The sequence below is a fragment of the Pseudomonas sp. NFXW11 genome (genome assembly GCF_049887815.1).
Taxonomy (GTDB): Bacteria; Pseudomonadota; Gammaproteobacteria; order Pseudomonadales; family Pseudomonadaceae; genus Aquipseudomonas.
This window is the reverse complement of record NZ_JAGEKI010000006.1, coordinates 61,621-77,803: the sequence shown is the minus strand read 5'-3', so window position 1 is coordinate 77,803 and position 16,183 is coordinate 61,621. Positions and strand designations below refer to the sequence as shown.

Genomic DNA, 16,183 nt, shown 5'->3' with positions numbered 1-16,183 from the left:
CAGTTCACCAAAAGACCGCACCAAGATGGATTCAAGCTTCAGTCCTGTATGGCTGCTACCCCTGCTTGAGCAGCCCTTCGCCGAGGTCAGCACCGACCTGGCTGGCGCCCTCGCCAGTTTGAACTTCGCCGCGCCAGCACCCGAAACGGTGTGCTTGCGTCAGTTGCTGCTAAGCGCCCTGGCCAGCGACTCCGAGTATTGGGCGCACTGCGCAACCCACTGGCTGGAACAGGGCTTCCCGCTGGACCTCGAGCTCTGCCAGACCCTGCTGCAGCATTGCTCGGACAAGCGCTTCACCCAGGCCATCCGCCACCGACTGCAACCGCTGGCCAGGCGCTGGCTGCGCCTGAACGCCCCTGCCCCGCACTAGCGTGCCGCCACACTCTTGGGCTTGTAGAACAGGAAACTGCCGATCTCGGCGGTCTTGATATAGACCCGGGCCCACTCCGGCGAGACGCTGCGATCGTGGAAATACAGGGCCCCGTCGGTGCGGTCCGCCAACTGCTGGTTCAACGCCTTGCGCGCGATCTCCTTGGCGATGGTATAGCGACCCTCCTCCTCCACCTGATCGGGACGGCCATCGCACCACCAGGAGAACTGACACGGGCTTTTTTCCGAACCCTGCTTGACCACTTCGCACACCGTGCCGGGAAAACCCTCATGACCCAGGCGATTGATCACCACATTGGCCACGGCTTCCATATCCGCCGACTCGCCGCCCTTGGCTTCCCAGTAAATGGTTCGCGACAGGCAGGTGATGGCGTCATCCACGGGCGCCTGGCCGGCGGGGTCCACGGCCTGGACTTCGCTCTTGGTGATGGGCGCAGCCTTGGGTTCGACCTTCGGGCTCTGCTTGTCCGCGGCCTTCTGCTCCAGGGCCTGGGCCTTGTCTTCGGCAGCGGCCTGGGCGGCCGGTTGCGGGTCCGCCGCCCAGGCCTGGGCGCTGAGCAATAACAGGGTGCAACAAAGAATCCGGGTCATATGGCACATGATCTATCCCTTCCAGTCAGCCTATGGGGCCCCATGGCCACGAGGGGCCTTCTGTGTCGACCATGGCGCAAGAAAATCATTCCCGGGGCGCTCAAGGCGTCGAACGGCCTGGCCTGGAACGACGGCCAAGCGCTGAAGCTACAAATGTGCTGGTAATGATAAGAATTCTCATTAGAATGCCGAGCCATTCACCCAGGTGCCGCATCAGGCAGTGAGGGCCGTGGCCGATGGAAACCGCAGACAACCAACAACAACTCAGCGCGCTGTTTATCGCCCAGCGCGGTGGGCTGATCCGCATGCTGGCGCGCGTGGTGGGTTGTGCCAGCCTGGCCGAGGACCTGGCCCAGGAAACCTACCTGCGCGTGGCCAAGGCCCTGAACAGCCGTCCCATCGAGCATTTGCAGCCGTTTCTCTACCAGACCGCCCAGTACCTGGCCTTCGACCATCTGCGCAGCCAGCGCAGCAAGCGCCGCTTCGAGTACCAGCCCAGCGACGACAGCCAGCTCAACCAGGTGGCCACGGCCGCCCCCGGCCCGGAAAGCCACGCCCAGGGCCAGCAGCAGCTGCAACTGTTACAGCAGGTACTGGCCAGCCTGCCCAAGCGCCAGCAACAGATCCTGGTTTTGCATAAACTGCACGGCCTTGCGCAGGGCGAGATTGCCCAGCGCCTGCAGGTTTCCCTGAGCACGGTGGAAAAAGACCTGCGCCATGCACTCAATGCCTGCATCAAGGCCACCGACCGGCAGAACCCCGATGACTGAACACCCCACAGCCCCTTCCAGCGACGCCCTGCGCGATCAGGCGAGCTACTGGTTCACCCAGCGCGAGGCCATGGCTCACAACCTGCTGCTGCGCCAGCGTTTCGAACAGTGGCGCAGTGCCGATGGGCAACACGCCGAGGCCTACCGGGCCGTGGAAAATCTGTGGCAGGCCAGCGCCTTCGAACAAGCCCTGGAACACCTGGCGCTAGACCTGGACCTGCCCGCCGCGCCCCCGCGCAAGGTTCGCCGGCCCGCGCGCTGGCTGGCCACTGCTGCGGCGCTGCTGCTGATGCTTGGGGTGGCCTGGGTTGGCGACCTGCCGCTGCGCCTGCAAGCCGATCACCTGACCGGGATCGCCCAGCTCGAACGCTTCGACCTGGCCGACGGCTCGCACATTGTCCTGGGCAGCGACAGCGCCATCAGCAGCAACTTCAGCGCCAGCCACAGGCGCATCCGCCTGCTGCGTGGCGAGCTGTATATCGAGGCCTTCCACGATCAGTCCCGACCGCTGACCATCGAGGCCGGCAGCGCCACGGTGACCGTGGTCGGTACCCGTTTCAGCGTCAGCCGCCAGGCCGAGGGGGTCACAGTGGCAGTGCGTGAGGGCCGGGTCCGCCTGGCCGAACAAAATGGCCAACAGAGCCTGCTGCAGGCCGGCAACTGGCAGCGTGTGCAAGACCATCAGCTGCAACCCCTGAACCTCGAGGGCAGCGAGCGGCAGATGGCCTGGGTCAACGGCCGCCTGTCCTTCCAGAACACCCCCCTGGCCGAGGTGCTGGGGCAAGTGCGGCGCTATTACCGGGCGCCGATCCTGCTGTTCAACCCCCTTGCCGGGCAGCAACAGGTCAGTGGCAACTACCAGCTCGACGACCCGCTGGCCATAGTCCAGGCCCTGAGCAAGGTCAGCGCTATCCAGCTCACCCGCCTGCCGGGGGGCATCCTGCTACTGCGCTGAGCAGCGGCCCGAGGCCAGGCGAAAAATGTTTTACGGCTTTGCCGAAGCCAACCCGTCAGGGTGTTTGCCTTTGCAAATCATTCCTATTCGTACGGGACTTCCATGCACCTTCCAACACTGACCCCGGCCCGCAGCATTCTCGCGCTGGCCATCTGCCTGACCTGCAACCCTGTGGCCGCCGTCGAGCCCGCCGCGGCCCCCGGCACTCAGGCTGCCGCCCTCCACAGTTTTGCCATTGCCCGTCAATCCCTGGCCAATGCCCTGGACCAACTGAGCAACCAGAGCGGCCTGCAGATCGCCTACGCCTCGAGCATGGCCCAGGGGCTGGAATCGCCGGGGGTCAGCGGGCGGATGAGCGCGGAACAGGCGCTGAGCAAACTGCTGGCCGGCACCGGCCTGGGCTTCGAACGCAACGGCAACAATGCCGTGCTGCTGACCCGCCTGGCACAGAGCGGCCAGGCCATGGAACTGGAGGCCACGCAGATCACCAGCAACCAGCTGGGCACCGTCACCGAGGGCAGCGGTTCCTACACCCCCGGCACCATCGCCACCGCCACGCGCATGGTGCTGACCCCGCGGCAGACCCCGCAGTCGATCACCGTGGTCACTCGCCAGCATATGGAAGACTTCGGCCTCAACAACGTCGACGACGTGATGCGCCATACCCCGGGCATCACCGTTTCGGCCTACGACACCGACCGCACCAACTACTACGCCCGCGGTTTCTCGATCAACAATTTCCAGTACGACGGCATCCCTTCCACGGTGCGCAACGTCGCCTATTCGGCGGGCAATACCCTCAGCGACATGGCCATCTACGACCGGGTGGAGGTGCTCAAGGGCGCCACCGGCCTGCTCACCGGCGCCGGCTCCCTGGGGGCCACCATCAACCTGGTGCGCAAGAAACCCACGGCCGAGTTCAAGGGCCATGCCTCCCTGGGCATGGGCTCCTGGGACAACTACCGCAGCGAACTGGATATCAGCGGCCCGCTGACTGAAACCGGCAACGTCCGCGGCCGCGCAGTGGCCGCCTACCAGGACAAGCAGTCGTTCCTCGACCACTACTCGCGCAAGACCTCGACCTACTACGGCATCCTCGAATTCGACCTGTCCCCCGACACCCTGCTGACCGTCGGCGGCGACTACCAGGACAACATCCCCAAGGGCTCCAGCTGGTCCGGTACCTTCCCGCTGCTCAACGCCACCGGCGATCGCAACAGCATGCCGCGCTCCTACAACAACGGCGCGACCTGGAGCGGCTGGGAACAGTACACCCGCACCGCCTTCGCCATGCTCGAGCATGACCTGGGGGATGGCTGGGTCACCAAGCTGCAGCTGGACCACAAGATCAACAGCTACCACGCCGAACTCGGCTCGATCCAGTTCGACGAACCGCAGACCAACGGCACGGCCAAGGTCAATGCGCAGAAATACACCGGCGACACCGTCAGCGATTCCGCCGACCTCTACCTCAGTGGGCCTTTCAGCCTGTTCGGCCGCGAGCACGAACTGGTGCTGGGCGGTTCCATCGCCAACTCGCGCTGGACCGGCAAGGGCTACTGGTCCCCGGACTTCCCCGGTGGCAACGGCAATGTGGTGGACTTCTATCAATGGCGCGGCAAGCTCCAGCGGCCGATCTGGGGCCAGCCGGCCCAGCGCACCGACGACACCGTGCGCCAGACCGGCACCTACATGACCACCCGGCTGAACCTGATGGATGACCTGAACCTGTTCCTGGGTGGGCGCGTGGTCAACTATCACCTCACCGGGCTAACCCCGTCCTACAAGGAAAGCGGACGCTTCGTGCCTTACATCGGCGCGGTCTACGACCTCAACGACAACTTCTCGGCCTACGCCAGCTACACCGATATCTTTATGCCCCAGGAAAGCTGGAACAAGGATCGCAACAGCACGCTGCTCAATCCGGACGAAGGCCAGAACTACGAGCTGGGGCTCAAGGGTGAGTTCTTCGAAGGCCGCCTGAACAGCAGCCTGGCCTACTTCGAGGTGCACGAAACCAACCGCCCGGTGCCGGACGACGCCTACAACAACCAGACCCCGGCGCCGAACAACTATGCCTTCAAGGGCGCCAAGGCGGTGACCAAGGGCTACGAGCTGGAGGTGTCCGGCGAGCTCAGCCCGGGCTGGCAGATCCAGGCCGGCTACACCCACAAGGTGGTGCGCGACGACCAGGACCAGAAGATCTCCACCTTCGAACCCGAGGACCAGGTCAACCTCTACACCAGCTACAAGCTCAAGGGCGACCTGGACCAGTTGACCGTCGGTGGTGGCCTGCGCTGGCAGAGCGTGGGCTGGTACTCGATCTACAATTCGCCGCGGCAGATCAACCAGGACATCTCCCAGGAGGCCTACTGGCTGGTGGACCTGATGACTCGCTACCAGATCACCAAGAACCTCTCGGCGACCCTGAACGTGAACAATATCTTCGACAAGTCCTACTACACCAACGTCGGTTTCTATAACTCGGCGGCCTACGGCGAACCGCGCAATTTCATGCTCAGCACCCGCTGGGATTTCTGAAGAAAACGCTGCGCCGGGCACCCGTGCCCGGCATGCTAGCGAGCGGCACCAGCCGCTTCAACCCAGCAACCCGGCCTGCCTCAGCAACCCTTCCAACCCCGCAGGCACCAGCGGCGTTTGCTCGGTAAAGCTGCTGCTGTCATGCCAGCGGGCCACGAAGGGCGCGCCATCGCTTTCCGCGGCATCGAGCTGGGCCCGCAGGTAGAGGCTCTCATCGTCGAAGCGCGCGTCGTACACCTGAACCAGCTCATGGCCGGGTTTGCCGGCGAAGGTAAACAGGCTTTCCAGGGTGCCGATCAGGCGCAGGCTGTTGATCGACTGGCCCAGTTCCTCCTGCACTTCCCGGACAATCGCCTGGGCGCTGTGCTCGCCAAAGTCGATGCCGCCGCCAAGGGGGCGAAACAGCAGCTGCTGGGTGTCGGCATCGAGGAATTGATTGACCAGGATCTTGCCCTGGTGATGGAAGACACAGAGCGCAAGGGCGCGAATACGGGGTTCAGGCATGATCCGGGAACGTCCATTTAGCGGGAAAAAAGGCGCGGGATTAGAGCACGACTGCAGGCTTACTCGCCAAGGTAAAAGTACTTCACCGCCAACGCCGGAATCTCCTCCATCGCCTTCCACAGTTGCTCATCCAGCTCGCCGCTGATCAGTTCATGCTGCTCGTCGCTCAACAGCCCGGGAATGTCCCAGCGCTGCTCCAGTTGCGGATGATCCACAAGGTGCTCGATCAACCGCCGCTGGCGGCTGACCAGCGCCCGGGCGCCGCGCGCGCCTATGGCCTGCAGGGTATCGAGCGCCAAGCCGCAGGTCTGTTCGCCCCAATTGCAGAAGAACTGCAGAAAACCGCCGTTGTAGCCGTCCGCCTCCAGGCGCCAGAGCGCGACTATGGCTTGATCGTCTGCCGGCAATGACTCCAGTTGCCAGTCCAGGGCCTGCAAGCGGCTCATGGATTCGTTGCACAGCGAATCCCAGATCCAATCGATGGCATCGACGTCGGCCGCCGCTTCACCCAGCTCCGGCCAGGACACGGAGCGGCCTCGGCGATCGATGAGAAAACCCGCACGCTGCTCGGGCGTGGCCTCTTGCAGCTGGCGGTGACGGGTCAGGGGCTGACGCAGCTGCAAGCCGTCGGCCCAACCCAGGCAAAGCATTTCATCGTCAAAACTGACGTGGATGATGGGGCTCAGGTTCATCAAGCAAGACCTTCAGGCAAAGGCATCGACCCAAGCCTTATCTAGTGGTGGTTGGCCAGGCGGGGACGCCGGCGAATTTCGTTGAAGAGGCTGAACAGCAACCCGCCCAGCAGCCCGAGCAGCAGGAACGGAAACACCCCGCGATTGAGCAAGGGGATCCAGTAGTCCAGCCCGCTGGCCCCTTTCAGGGAGTGAATATACAACCCCGGCGCCCCGCTCAGCAGCCAGATCAGCAGGCCACTCAGGCCACCGCCGAGCACATAGCGCCAGCGCGTGGCGAACAAGCGCTCCACCAGCCAGAGCATCGGCCAACCGACCAGCATGCCGATCCAGGCGCCGACCATCCCGCCCATCAACAGCACCGGCAGGCTTTCCGAACCCTTGGGATACAGCGCCACTGCCACTGCGCCCAAGGTCAGCGCCCCGGACAGCGGCACCGCCAGCAGCCGCCCCCAGCCTCGGGACTGGCCGTGATCAGGCGGTGCAGGCAAGCGCTCGATGCCACGCAGCACCAGGCTCGACAGGGCCCCGAGTGCCAAGCCGCCGAGCAACGCCAGCAGCAAGTGCCGGGGCGAAGGCCCCAACAGCAGCCCGGCCACCAGGGCCTGCAACAGGCTGCTGCCGAGATGGCGCCAAGGGGCCCCGGGGCAACGCCGGTCACCCCACAGCAACAGCGGAATGCCCAGGAGCATGGCGATCACACTGCCAAACAGAAAGCCGGAGAACAGCTGCGAGGCCGCCCAACCGTTGACCAGCCCCTTGATCAGCGCATACACCAGCGCAGCGCACAGCGGTACGGCAAACAAGCGAAGTTCGGCATTGCGCGGCATCGGGTTCCATCCTGGACAGGCACAGTGAAGCGGGCTGAATGATCGAGGCTTTCTACAGCACTGCGGCCTGTCGATCCAGCACTGGATGGCGCCAGCCCCAGGCCGCGAATGAGGATGGCGCATGCACCGGCAAACAGCTGTGGAGCGTCACCGCCAGGACCACTTAGCGTCACTCACTGCGCCGCCGGCAGCTGCACCTGCGAAAGCGGCTTGGGCAGCACCACGCGGATTTCGGGAAACATGGTTTCCAGGTCCTTGATCAGGCCCAGCGGGGTTTGCAGCGGCAGGGTCCGCGGGGCGGCGGTCGGGTCGTTGCCGAAGAAGTTTTCCCAATGCCCCACCAGCACCAGCCTGGGCTTGAGCACCTTGAGCAGCGCCTGGGGATAGAGCGACACCTGATCCCGGCTGGCGGCGCAGATAATCGCCACGTCAAACGCCTTGGCGTCGGCGATCATCGGCGGAAAACCGAAGGGCGGGTCTGAGGCGCTGTCCTGGTAGTGAATACGGTACACAGGCCGGCCATCATCGCCCAGCAGGTCGATGACCCAGGCCAGGGTCGGGTAACCGGGCTTCCAGTCCAGGGTGTGGCTCGGCAGTTGCTCAAGATCATGGCCGTAAGCCCCGGGAATCAGGTTGGTCCGAAAGATATGCCCGGCATGCATGCTGTGCAGCGGCATGGCCCTGATCCGTCCGGTCGCCGGGTGACCGGAGGGCCAACTGACGGCGCCATCGCGAACCTGCTCGCCGGAAGAATAGAACCAGGTCCCGCGGTAGGCGGGGTCACGGTGATGGGACAGCTGGTCGATACTGGGCACCACGATCCGCTCGGCCGGCAGTTGCGCCCGCAGGACATGGCCCACGGTCTGGTTGCCGTAGACCTTGGCCCTGGGCGTGTGCACCTGCATCACCCGCGACACGTCCATCAGGTGATCGTAGTGCGCATGGCCCACCAGCAGCATGCTCACGTCGGCGGCCTCGGGCATGTAGCGGTCGATCTTCTGCGCATCGACGGCCACCCCCAGCGGCGGCAGGCCCTCGACACCCAACAGTGCCGGGTTGCTGAAGGACGGCGCCAGCAGCAAGGATTCGCCCCGCCAGTGCAACAGCCAGCCGCCAACGCCGAGAAACTCGATCCTGGGTTCTTGCAGGCCATGCTCGTCGCTGACCTTGAGTCCGATGCGCTGGGCATCCTGGGTGCAGCCGGCCAACAGCATCAGCCCGGCCAGCAGCACCCCCTTGGCCCGCCCCCAATGGGGAGAGTGAGCAGTGGCTGGCGCTGATGGTCGATCGATGGGTGAAACCAATAGGGTCATCCATGGCATGGGATTTCGCTCCTGAAACCTGGGCCTAGTTCAGTCAAGAAATCCGCTTTGCGCCACTGTCGGCCGAGTATTTCTGTAGCCGCAGCCGGGTCAACATCGATGAGTACCGAGAACCCTGATGGCACGGGGAAGCGCAACAAGGTATACAGCAGGACGAAAACCACCACGGTATCCACCGCAAAGGATCATGCCCCGATGTTATCTCCACAGCAGGCCTGCAGCCTGGTACTCGCCATGCATGACGGCACCCTCCGCGATGGCCAGCCGGAACGCTTTGCCATCCAGTCTTGCGAGCTGACCGCCCATGGCGATTACTGGGCGGTGTGCAGCAACAGCGAAGACTATGTGCTGCGCGGCATGACACAGTACTGCTATGTCGGCGTCAGTGCCCACCTGGTCAATGTGCACAGCGGTGAAATCGAGACGGTCGCCAACTGCTTCAGTGTTGAAGACTACCTGCAAGACAAGTACGACCTGCGCGCCGCGGCAGGCCAGTGCTATGTGCTGACCCCCGCATTCGGCCGCGACGACAAGCCGGCGATGATCAATCTGCGACGCAAGCTCGGCTGCTCCTACCCCGAGGTCATCCGCATGCTGTGCGCCGAGCAGCGCCACTGGCTCACAGGCCTGCGCCGGCACCTTGAAGCGGTACAGCGACTGCTCGGGCAGCAGAACATCGCGACCCAGGTGGAGATGGTGCCTGAAGCGGCCGGGGCGTTTGCCATAGGGGTGGAGACCTGGTACCAGGACGCCGCCCTCAAGGCATTGCGTGCCAGACTGCAGTGATCGCCCCTTCCTCCTTCTGCAAGGCCGCTGCCACCAACGCCTGCATTGCCTGCCCGGGCGCACATAGTGCAGTGCTGCAAGACCTGCCCCAGCGCGAGAGGTCTTAGCCGCCCATCACCTGGCGCAAAACTCCGCCCGCAACAACGAGTACTGCACCAGATCATGATGGGCACCCAGCCAATACCCCGCTTGCCGTGCAACCCCTTCGCGCACAAACCCCTGCCGCTCCAGCAGCTTCAGGGACGCCAGGTTCTGCGGATGCACCTGTGCCTCGATGCGGTTCAGCGCCATATGGGCAAAGCCCCAACCGACAATGGCTTGCAGCGCCTCCCCCATCAGCCCCTGGCCCTGCGCCGACTTCGCCAGTTCGAAGCCGACGGCGCAGCTGCGCCACTGCCGATGCCATTTGAACAGGCCACAGGTGCCCAGCAGGCCCGGTTGATCGTGGCGCTCGATGCCCCAGCGGGTGCCGGGGTTGGCCAGGGTTCGCCAGCTGGCGAACAGCGCCAGCAGTTGCTCGGCCTGTTGATAGTCGGTGATCGGCTCGGTGCCAAACCACTGCATGGCCTGGGCATCACTGTGAATCGCGAACAGCGCCGGGACATCGGCCGGGCCCAGCTCCCTGAGGATCAGGCGCGGGGTGCGCAGCACGGGAAAGTCACTCATGTCGATAGCCGCCCTAGCCTGCCCGCTGCTTGCCCATGATGTGCGCATATTCGTCCTTGATCTGCTCATAGCCGTACTGCTGCTCCAGGCGCTTGACGATGAAATGCCCGCGGGCCATGTCCTGGTAGAAATCGGTGAACAGCGCATTGATCGCAGCGCCGGTCACGGCGCCGATCACCGGCACCGCCTGGGCCGCGAACTTGGCGGAGATGGTCACGCCAAAGCGCGTCGCGACCTTCTCGATGAGCAGCGCCAGCCACTTGCCCAGTTGCCCCGGCGACAGGCTGCCGAGCGCTCCGGCACCCTGCTTGGCGGCCATCGCCGCCAGCTCCTTGGACAGCTGCTGCATGGCCTGGGTGGTGAAGCTGCGGGTGATGTAGTAACCGGTTTCCGTGGCGCCGTCGGCCTGGCTGTTGCCGCCCATGGCGAACACCTCGATGCAGGCCTGCTTGGTGGCGAAATCCCTGAGGTCGAAGCCTTCGCTGCGGGCCACATCGGCCACCGAGCGCATCATGATGGTGGTGGAAATCGGCAGCTCGATAAACAGCGTGGCAAAACCGAAGGCCCCACCCAGCGCCCCCGAGGTGGCGGCATAGGCCTTGTGCAACCAGGTCGATGCGGGTTTCTTCGGGCTGTTGTCCAGGCTCCACAGCGCGGCATCGGCCGAGCTGTGCAGGGCCGCCGCCACTGCGCCGTTGATCTTCTTGGCCACCACATCAGGCAGGGCCTTGATCGCGGTCTCCACCGGCGAGCCGATCAGCCCGGACAGCCGCGCCGTCAACGCCGGCGACTCCAGCAGGCCGACGGCGCGCTTGAGGTCCTGATAGTCCTGGGGGTGGTCTTTGATATTCACAAGCTTACCTGCGCAGTGCACCGTTCAAGGCCTGCAAGTTAAAGGGTTTAGGCCGCGCTGAAAACTGTCCATGTCGAGCCACTCGCCCCACGCGCAACCCAGGATGTCAAAAAGTTCATGCACCGGGGAACCGCTTGCCAGGCCCTGCACGTCAGTATCAGCCCAAGCCCGCCCTACCGGCGCCGGCCAACACCGACTCACGGAGACTGACCATGAATACCCTCAAATCCCTTTTGCTTCTGACCCTGATGAGCGCTTCGGTGGCCGCCCTGGCCGAAGGCGGTGGCGACACCGTGATGGCACGGATGGAAGCAGCCAGAGCATCGTCGGCAACCCACCAGGAGCAGGCACAACAGGCCACGGCTGTTGCCAGCAACCAGAAGGCGGCGGCCAGTGATAGCGCGCGCTCGAACTGAGGCCAAGGGCACTTGCACCCAGTGTTTGGCAGCCAGCAGCGCAGGCATGGACTGTAAGCCCATGCCCACTCGCCGGGCCCACTGCCGCAAGGATGCACCCACCCAGTCGCCGGCTCGCCGTGGTGCAACGGGACTGTCCAGCGGGTCGAAATTCACGACCCAGGCCCCGGGTGGCGGAGTGTTCCGCCAGCCCGAGTGCTGCCATCAGCACCGCACGCTGACAACGGCATGCAACACCCGCCCCTATGCTCCGGGCGTGCTGCTTTCCTCCACCAGGCAATAACCGGCGCCCGGGACAGTGACGATCAGTGGCAGGCCAAAACCCTCTTGCAGTTTGCGCCGCAAGCGATAGATATGCTTGTCGATGACGTTGTCGTTGGGGTCGAACTCATAGTCCCAGGCACTTTCCAACAACATGGCACGGGTCACCACCTGGCCATGATGGCGCATGAGCTTTTCCACGATCAGGGCCTCACGCGGCGCCAGGCTGACACTGCGCCCCTGGCGGCTGAGGGAACGTGCGGCGCTGTCCAGCGCTAGCCCACCCACGCGCAACAGGCCCGACGTGCCCGGGCGCGGGTCGCGGCCACGCATCAGGGCCTCGAGCCGCGCCAGCACTTCGACAAAGGCATAGGGCTTGCCCAGGTAGTCGTCACAACCGGCCTGCAAACCCTCGACGCGCTGGCGGGTCGAGGCCAGCGCACTGAGCATCAGCACCGGGGTCGGCACGCCGCTGCGGCGCATCTCGCGCACCAGCGCCAGGCCATCCATCCCCGGCAGGCAGCGGTCGACGATCAGCGCGTCGTATATCCCCTCCTGCGCCATGGCCAGCCCGTCACGACCGTCTGCGGTGGTGTCCACCACATGCCCGCTCTCGCTCAAGCCGCGCGACAGGTAGGCGGCGCTACGCGCATCATCCTCCACCAGCAGAATTCGCACCTTGACCTCACAGCCCGTGAATTAAACTTTTGTTCATCTTGCCGGCAGCCCAGTGTAAAAATCGAGCCGGCACACTATGCCACCAACGCCACCGCCAACGCGCGCGGGCGCCCTGTTTTTTCATCGGCGAAACAGTCAAGCACACCTATGAGCCACGTACTGGTTATTGAAGATGATCCTGTCACGGCCCGGGAGATCGAGGCCGCCTTGCAGGATCACGGCTTTGCCGTGACCCGGGTGGACAACGGCCGCGACGGCCTGTTGAACGCCATCAGCGAGCCTTTCGACGTCATCGTTCTGGACCGCATGCTGCCCGGCGCCCTCGACGGCCTGGGCATGCTCACCGCCCTGCGCGCTTCTGGCAACCACACCCCGGTGCTGATTCTCAGTGCCTTGGGTGCCCTGGACGAACGGGTGCGCGGGCTGCGCGCCGGCGGCGACGACTACCTGACCAAGCCCTTCGAGTTCATCGAACTCACCGCCCGGCTGGATGCCCTGTGCCGACGCCGGGCGCCAGCCGGCACGGTGGAAGTCGACAACCGACTGCGGGTTGGCAACCTGGACATCGACCTGCTGCGGCGTACGGTGCGCCGTGGCGAACGCAAGGTCGAGCTGCTGCCCCGCGAATACGCGCTGCTGGAATACCTGGCGCAGCATGCCGGGCAGGTCGTCACCCGCACCATGCTGTTCGAGGCCGTGTGGAACTACAGCTATGACGAGCGCACCAACGTGATCGATGTGCATATCGGGCGCCTGCGCCACAAGATCGATGCCGAGGGCGATACGCCGATGCTGCACACCATCCGGGGGTCGGGTTATGTCCTACGTGCGCCTGAGTGAGATTCCACGCACCACCAGCTTCCGCACCGCGCTGCTGTTCCTGGCCCTGTTCGGCTGTTCGTTCTTCGCATTGTTCGGCTACATCTACTGGCAGACCACCGGCTATCTGCTGGCCGAAGTCGACACCGCCCTGTACCACGAGGTCGAGCGCCAGAGCGCCCAGGCACCGGCCTTGCGCCACCAGGAAATGCTCGAGCACGCAGCCCAGGACCCCGAAGGTCGGCACCCGCAGGGCCTGTTCGACGCCAGCGGCAACCCGCTGGCAGGGGCGATCCGGCAACTGCCCGCCTCGGGCGCTGACGATAAGCCCGCGGAGTTCATCTGGGACAAGAGCCACGGCCATGATCGGCCGATCCGCTACCTGCTGCGCCGGCTGGACGATGGCGGCACCCTGTTGCTGGGCCAGGATATCCACGACATTCGCGAGTTCGACGAACTGCTGGTCAACGCGCTGATTTCCGGCGGTTCACTGCTGTTGCTGGTGGGTTTGCTGGGCGCCATTGCCCTGGGCCTGTCCGCGCGCCGACGCCTGGAGGTACTGAGCCGCTCGATCCGCAAGATCGTCGAGGGCGACCTCAGCGGGCGCCTGCCCACCCGTGGCAACAATGACGATATCGACCGTATCGCCGAGGTGGTGAACGGCATGCTCGACGCCCTCGAACGCTTGATGAGCGAGGTCAAGGGGGTTTGCGACGATATTGCCCACGACCTGAGAACCCCGCTGACCCGATTGATCGCCGGGCTGGAACGGGCCCAGCGCCGCAGCCTGTCACCCCAGGCCTGTGGCGCCACCATCGACACCGCTCTGGGCGAAGCCAAGGGGCTGATGCAGACCTTCAGCGCACTGCTGCGCATCTCGGAAATCGAGGGCAGCGCCCGGCGCAGTCATTTCACCCCGGTGGACTTCAACCAGATCGCCGCGGATGCCGTGGAGCTGTTCGAGCCACTGGCGCAGGAGCGTGGCATCGGCCTGGCGTTCCACCCCAGCGCGGACGCCTGCAGGCTGCTGGGCGACGCCCAGTTGCTGTTCGACGCCACCTGCAACCTGCTGGACAACGCCATCAAGTTTTCTCCCGAGCAGAGCACGGTCACGGTGAGCATCAGCACCCGCGAGCAGCACTGCACCCTGAGCATCCGCGACCAGGGCCCGGGCATTCCCGAGGCGGAACGTGAAGCGGTATTGCGCCGCCTCTATCGCGGCGAATCCAGCCGCCATACCCCCGGCAACGGCCTGGGCCTGAGCATGGTTTCCGCAGTGGCTCGCCTGCACGAGATGCGCTTGCAGATCAGCGACGCCCACCCCGGCTGCCAAGTACAGCTGAGCGGTGCGCTCCAGGGCGCCTGAGCCCTCTCCGGTATGACCTCGCAGCGCACGGTCCCCGAGGCCGTGCACTGGCAACCGAGAGCGCCAGCTCCTGGTGCCGGCCTAACCCCTTCCATATCCGCCCCGCCAGCCAACGCGGCTGACCGCAGCCTTCAGGCCTCGGGCCAAGCGGCAAACCTGTCAGAAAATTTAACCGGCGGGGAAGCGGCTGAAAGTTTGCCTTGCGCACAATCGACCTCAATTCGCAGCGCTGCGCCTGCTGTCGGCAACCCACGACACAGGCCCGCACCGCGCCAACTCTCGACCCACACAGAGCAGACCGAGCATGAGCCCATCCGCCTCCCGCCAGCCCGACTTCAGCATCGCCCTGGTCAACTACAAATCCCTGGAGCTGACCAGGACCTGCCTGGAACTGCTGCAGCGGGCCCTGCAAGGCCGCGAAGTGCCGGTCTTCGTGATCGACAACGACTCACGCGACGCCAGCCTCGACTACCTGCGCAGCCTGAGCTGGATCCGCCTGATCGAACGTCGCCCCAGCGCCCCCGAGGCCGGCCATGTCGCCCACGGCCGGGCCCTGGACCTGGCGTTGGAACAAGTCCAGACCCCCTACCTGCTGCTGTTGCACAGCGACACCTTTATCTACGATCCGCGGGTGTTCTCGCTGCTGCTCGAGCACTGCGCCGGGCAACCCGAGGTCGCCGCCGTCGGCTGCCTGGAACAACTCGACCGCGGCCTGCTGCGCTCGCTGTGGCGCCGGGTGTCCCGGTGCTGCAAACATTACAGCCGCCGTAGCCGGCGCGCCCTGGGACTGCCCGCGCGCGCGCCCAAGCCCTACAAGGAAACCCACCTGAAGAGTTTCTGCACGCTATGGAACGCTCGCCTGATCAAGGACTATGGGCTGCATTTGCAAATGGACCAGCGCAACCCCGGCTACGAGCTGCAAGACCGGCTCAGCGCGTTGCAACACCCGATCCGCCTGATCTCGCCACGCAAGCTGTTCACCTACCTGGACCACATCCAAAGCGGCACGGTGTCCGCCCAGGGTGGTTATTCCACGAATCATCGACGGCAGAAGATGTACCAGCAGATCACCGGCGAGCTGCAGGCACTGCCGCGCTGATTGAGCCAGGGCAAGGGCCCAGGGCCAAGGTGCTGCGACACTGGGCACCTGTGCGTAAAAGGAGCACCCACATGGCGATACCGCAAGATCAGGAGCAGCTGCTGCAGGCCATCGAACAAAACTTTGCGGCACTGACCCAGGCGCTGCAGGCCGTTCCCCCAGGGCGCATCGACAGCTGTCGCCTGGAGGGCCATGTCAAGGGCTCGCAGATTGGCATTGCCGACCTGCTGGCCTACCTGCTGGGCTGGAATGAACGGGTACTGGACTGGCTGGACAAGGATGCCCGCGGCGAGCCGATGGCGTTTCCCGCCGCCGGTTTCAAGTGGAATGAACTCGGCCGGCTGGCGCAGAAGTTCTACCTTGCCTATGCCGCTCTCGACTACCGGCAACGGCTGGAGCGCCTGCACCAGGTCAAGGAGCAGATCGTGGCGCACCTGCGCCTGCGGGACAATGCCGCGCTTTATGAACGCCCCTGGTATGGCAAGTGGACCTTGGGGCGCATGGTCCAGCTCAACACCGCCGCCCCCTATGCCAATGCCCGACAACGCCTGCGCCAGGGGCTCAAGCATGAAAACCCCTGATCGGCACCCGACAAGCCCCTTCCTGCAAGGCCGCGACACCAGGATCGGTGCCGCGGCCAGGGA

Annotated in this window: 18 protein-coding genes; 10 read left to right on the top strand and 8 right to left on the bottom strand. The window is 64.7% G+C overall.

The window, feature by feature from the left end; genetic code table 11:
* Window positions 1-25: 25 nt before the first annotated feature.
* On the top strand, window positions 26-370 hold the full coding sequence (locus J4P02_RS11395; RefSeq protein WP_426190149.1) for a hypothetical protein: 345 nt from the start codon (window positions 26-28) through the stop codon (window positions 368-370).
* Here the strand turns inward: J4P02_RS11395 and J4P02_RS11390 are convergent.
* A complete protein-coding gene (locus tag J4P02_RS11390) occupies window positions 367-990 on the bottom strand; it encodes a cell wall hydrolase (RefSeq protein ID WP_426190147.1) in 624 nt (207 codons plus the stop codon). The two genes, J4P02_RS11395 and J4P02_RS11390, sit on opposite strands and share 4 nt — an antisense overlap.
* A gap of 227 nt (window positions 991-1,217) precedes the next feature.
* On the opposite strand from J4P02_RS11390, the gene J4P02_RS11385 reads away from it, so the two are divergent.
* From J4P02_RS11385 to J4P02_RS11375, 3 genes are all read left to right on the top strand, one after another.
* Window positions 1,218-1,751, top strand: a complete 534-nt coding sequence (locus tag J4P02_RS11385; RefSeq protein ID WP_426190145.1) for an RNA polymerase sigma factor — start codon at window positions 1,218-1,220, stop codon at window positions 1,749-1,751.
* The gene (locus tag J4P02_RS11380) at window positions 1,744-2,706 is read left to right on the top strand and encodes a FecR family protein (protein ID WP_426190143.1); all 963 of its coding nucleotides are present in this window, start codon (window positions 1,744-1,746) and stop codon (window positions 2,704-2,706) included. The genes J4P02_RS11385 and J4P02_RS11380 overlap by 8 nt, the downstream gene beginning before the upstream one ends.
* A gap of 102 nt (window positions 2,707-2,808) precedes the next feature.
* Entirely contained in the window at window positions 2,809-5,247 is a 2,439-nt protein-coding gene (locus J4P02_RS11375; RefSeq protein WP_426190141.1) for a TonB-dependent siderophore receptor, read from the top strand.
* A gap of 57 nt (window positions 5,248-5,304) precedes the next feature.
* On the opposite strand, the gene J4P02_RS11370 is transcribed toward J4P02_RS11375, so the two are convergent.
* From J4P02_RS11370 to J4P02_RS11355, 4 genes are all read right to left on the bottom strand, one after another.
* Complete coding sequence (locus J4P02_RS11370) at window positions 5,305-5,751, bottom strand: NUDIX hydrolase (RefSeq protein ID WP_426190139.1); 447 nt, start codon at window positions 5,749-5,751, stop codon at window positions 5,305-5,307.
* Window positions 5,752-5,810: 59 nt separating this feature from the next.
* Window positions 5,811-6,443, bottom strand: a complete 633-nt coding sequence (locus J4P02_RS11365) for a DMP19 family protein (protein ID WP_426190137.1) — start codon at window positions 6,441-6,443, stop codon at window positions 5,811-5,813.
* 41 nt (window positions 6,444-6,484) lie between these two features.
* The gene (locus J4P02_RS11360; RefSeq protein ID WP_426190135.1) at window positions 6,485-7,273 is read right to left on the bottom strand and encodes a hypothetical protein; all 789 of its coding nucleotides are present in this window, start codon (window positions 7,271-7,273) and stop codon (window positions 6,485-6,487) included.
* A gap of 173 nt (window positions 7,274-7,446) precedes the next feature.
* A complete protein-coding gene (locus J4P02_RS11355) occupies window positions 7,447-8,595 on the bottom strand; it encodes an MBL fold metallo-hydrolase (RefSeq protein ID WP_426190133.1) in 1,149 nt (382 codons plus the stop codon).
* A 195-nt stretch (window positions 8,596-8,790) separates the two neighbouring features.
* Between J4P02_RS11355 and J4P02_RS11350 the strand changes: the two genes are divergently transcribed.
* Window positions 8,791-9,381 (top strand): hypothetical protein, encoded by a 591-nt coding sequence (locus tag J4P02_RS11350; protein WP_426190131.1) that lies wholly within the window; start codon window positions 8,791-8,793, stop codon window positions 9,379-9,381.
* Window positions 9,382-9,495: 114 nt separating this feature from the next.
* On the opposite strand, the gene J4P02_RS11345 is transcribed toward J4P02_RS11350, so the two are convergent.
* Together J4P02_RS11345 and J4P02_RS11340 are read right to left on the bottom strand one after the other, a co-directional pair.
* Window positions 9,496-10,047, bottom strand: coding sequence for a GNAT family N-acetyltransferase (locus J4P02_RS11345; protein WP_426190129.1), 552 nt, complete (start codon window positions 10,045-10,047; stop codon window positions 9,496-9,498).
* A gap of 13 nt (window positions 10,048-10,060) precedes the next feature.
* The gene (locus J4P02_RS11340; RefSeq protein WP_426190127.1) at window positions 10,061-10,900 is read right to left on the bottom strand and encodes an EcsC family protein; all 840 of its coding nucleotides are present in this window, start codon (window positions 10,898-10,900) and stop codon (window positions 10,061-10,063) included.
* A gap of 212 nt (window positions 10,901-11,112) precedes the next feature.
* Between J4P02_RS11340 and J4P02_RS11335 the strand changes: the two genes are divergently transcribed.
* Entirely contained in the window at window positions 11,113-11,316 is a 204-nt protein-coding gene (locus J4P02_RS11335; RefSeq protein ID WP_426190125.1) for a co-regulatory protein PtrA N-terminal domain-containing protein, read from the top strand.
* 243 nt (window positions 11,317-11,559) lie between these two features.
* Here the strand turns inward: J4P02_RS11335 and J4P02_RS11330 are convergent, their stop codons facing one another.
* Window positions 11,560-12,255: a response regulator transcription factor gene (locus J4P02_RS11330; protein ID WP_426190123.1), complete on the bottom strand. Its 696-nt coding sequence runs from the start codon at window positions 12,253-12,255 to the stop codon at window positions 11,560-11,562.
* A gap of 147 nt (window positions 12,256-12,402) precedes the next feature.
* On the opposite strand from J4P02_RS11330, the gene J4P02_RS11325 reads away from it, so the two are divergent.
* The 4 genes from J4P02_RS11325 (at window position 12,403) to J4P02_RS11310 (ending at window position 16,120) form a co-directional block, all read left to right on the top strand.
* The gene (locus tag J4P02_RS11325) at window positions 12,403-13,095 is read left to right on the top strand and encodes a response regulator transcription factor (protein ID WP_426190121.1); all 693 of its coding nucleotides are present in this window, start codon (window positions 12,403-12,405) and stop codon (window positions 13,093-13,095) included.
* Window positions 13,073-14,440, top strand: a complete 1,368-nt coding sequence (locus J4P02_RS11320; RefSeq protein ID WP_426190119.1) for a sensor histidine kinase — start codon at window positions 13,073-13,075, stop codon at window positions 14,438-14,440. The genes J4P02_RS11325 and J4P02_RS11320 overlap by 23 nt, the downstream gene beginning before the upstream one ends.
* A gap of 304 nt (window positions 14,441-14,744) precedes the next feature.
* Window positions 14,745-15,539, top strand: a complete 795-nt coding sequence (locus J4P02_RS11315) for a glycosyltransferase (RefSeq protein WP_426190117.1) — start codon at window positions 14,745-14,747, stop codon at window positions 15,537-15,539.
* Window positions 15,540-15,610: 71 nt separating this feature from the next.
* Window positions 15,611-16,120 carry a ClbS/DfsB family four-helix bundle protein gene (locus J4P02_RS11310; RefSeq protein ID WP_426190115.1) on the top strand — a complete coding sequence of 170 codons (510 nt, stop codon included), beginning with the start codon at window positions 15,611-15,613 and terminating at the stop codon, window positions 16,118-16,120.
* Window positions 16,121-16,183: the final 63 nt, after the last annotated feature.

Excerpts from the sequence above, each read along its gene's own strand:
- J4P02_RS11395 (WP_426190149.1), top strand. The coding sequence starts at position 26 with ATGGATTCAAGCTTCAGTCCTGTATGGCTGCTACCCCTGCTTGAGCAG.
- J4P02_RS11390 (WP_426190147.1), bottom strand. The coding sequence starts at position 990 with ATGTGCCATATGACCCGGATTCTTTGTTGCACCCTGTTATTGCTCAGC.
- J4P02_RS11385 (WP_426190145.1), top strand. The coding sequence starts at position 1,218 with ATGGAAACCGCAGACAACCAACAACAACTCAGCGCGCTGTTTATCGCC.
- J4P02_RS11380 (WP_426190143.1), top strand. The coding sequence starts at position 1,744 with ATGACTGAACACCCCACAGCCCCTTCCAGCGACGCCCTGCGCGATCAG.
- J4P02_RS11375 (WP_426190141.1), top strand. The coding sequence starts at position 2,809 with ATGCACCTTCCAACACTGACCCCGGCCCGCAGCATTCTCGCGCTGGCC.
- J4P02_RS11370 (WP_426190139.1), bottom strand. The coding sequence starts at position 5,751 with ATGCCTGAACCCCGTATTCGCGCCCTTGCGCTCTGTGTCTTCCATCAC.
- J4P02_RS11365 (WP_426190137.1), bottom strand. The coding sequence starts at position 6,443 with ATGAACCTGAGCCCCATCATCCACGTCAGTTTTGACGATGAAATGCTT.
- J4P02_RS11360 (WP_426190135.1), bottom strand. The coding sequence starts at position 7,273 with ATGCCGCGCAATGCCGAACTTCGCTTGTTTGCCGTACCGCTGTGCGCT.
- J4P02_RS11355 (WP_426190133.1), bottom strand. The coding sequence starts at position 8,595 with ATGCCATGGATGACCCTATTGGTTTCACCCATCGATCGACCATCAGCG.
- J4P02_RS11350 (WP_426190131.1), top strand. The coding sequence starts at position 8,791 with ATGTTATCTCCACAGCAGGCCTGCAGCCTGGTACTCGCCATGCATGAC.
- J4P02_RS11345 (WP_426190129.1), bottom strand. The coding sequence starts at position 10,047 with ATGAGTGACTTTCCCGTGCTGCGCACCCCGCGCCTGATCCTCAGGGAG.
- J4P02_RS11335 (WP_426190125.1), top strand. The coding sequence starts at position 11,113 with ATGAATACCCTCAAATCCCTTTTGCTTCTGACCCTGATGAGCGCTTCG.
- J4P02_RS11325 (WP_426190121.1), top strand. The coding sequence starts at position 12,403 with ATGAGCCACGTACTGGTTATTGAAGATGATCCTGTCACGGCCCGGGAG.
- J4P02_RS11320 (WP_426190119.1), top strand. The coding sequence starts at position 13,073 with ATGTCCTACGTGCGCCTGAGTGAGATTCCACGCACCACCAGCTTCCGC.
- J4P02_RS11315 (WP_426190117.1), top strand. The coding sequence starts at position 14,745 with ATGAGCCCATCCGCCTCCCGCCAGCCCGACTTCAGCATCGCCCTGGTC.
- J4P02_RS11310 (WP_426190115.1), top strand. The coding sequence starts at position 15,611 with ATGGCGATACCGCAAGATCAGGAGCAGCTGCTGCAGGCCATCGAACAA.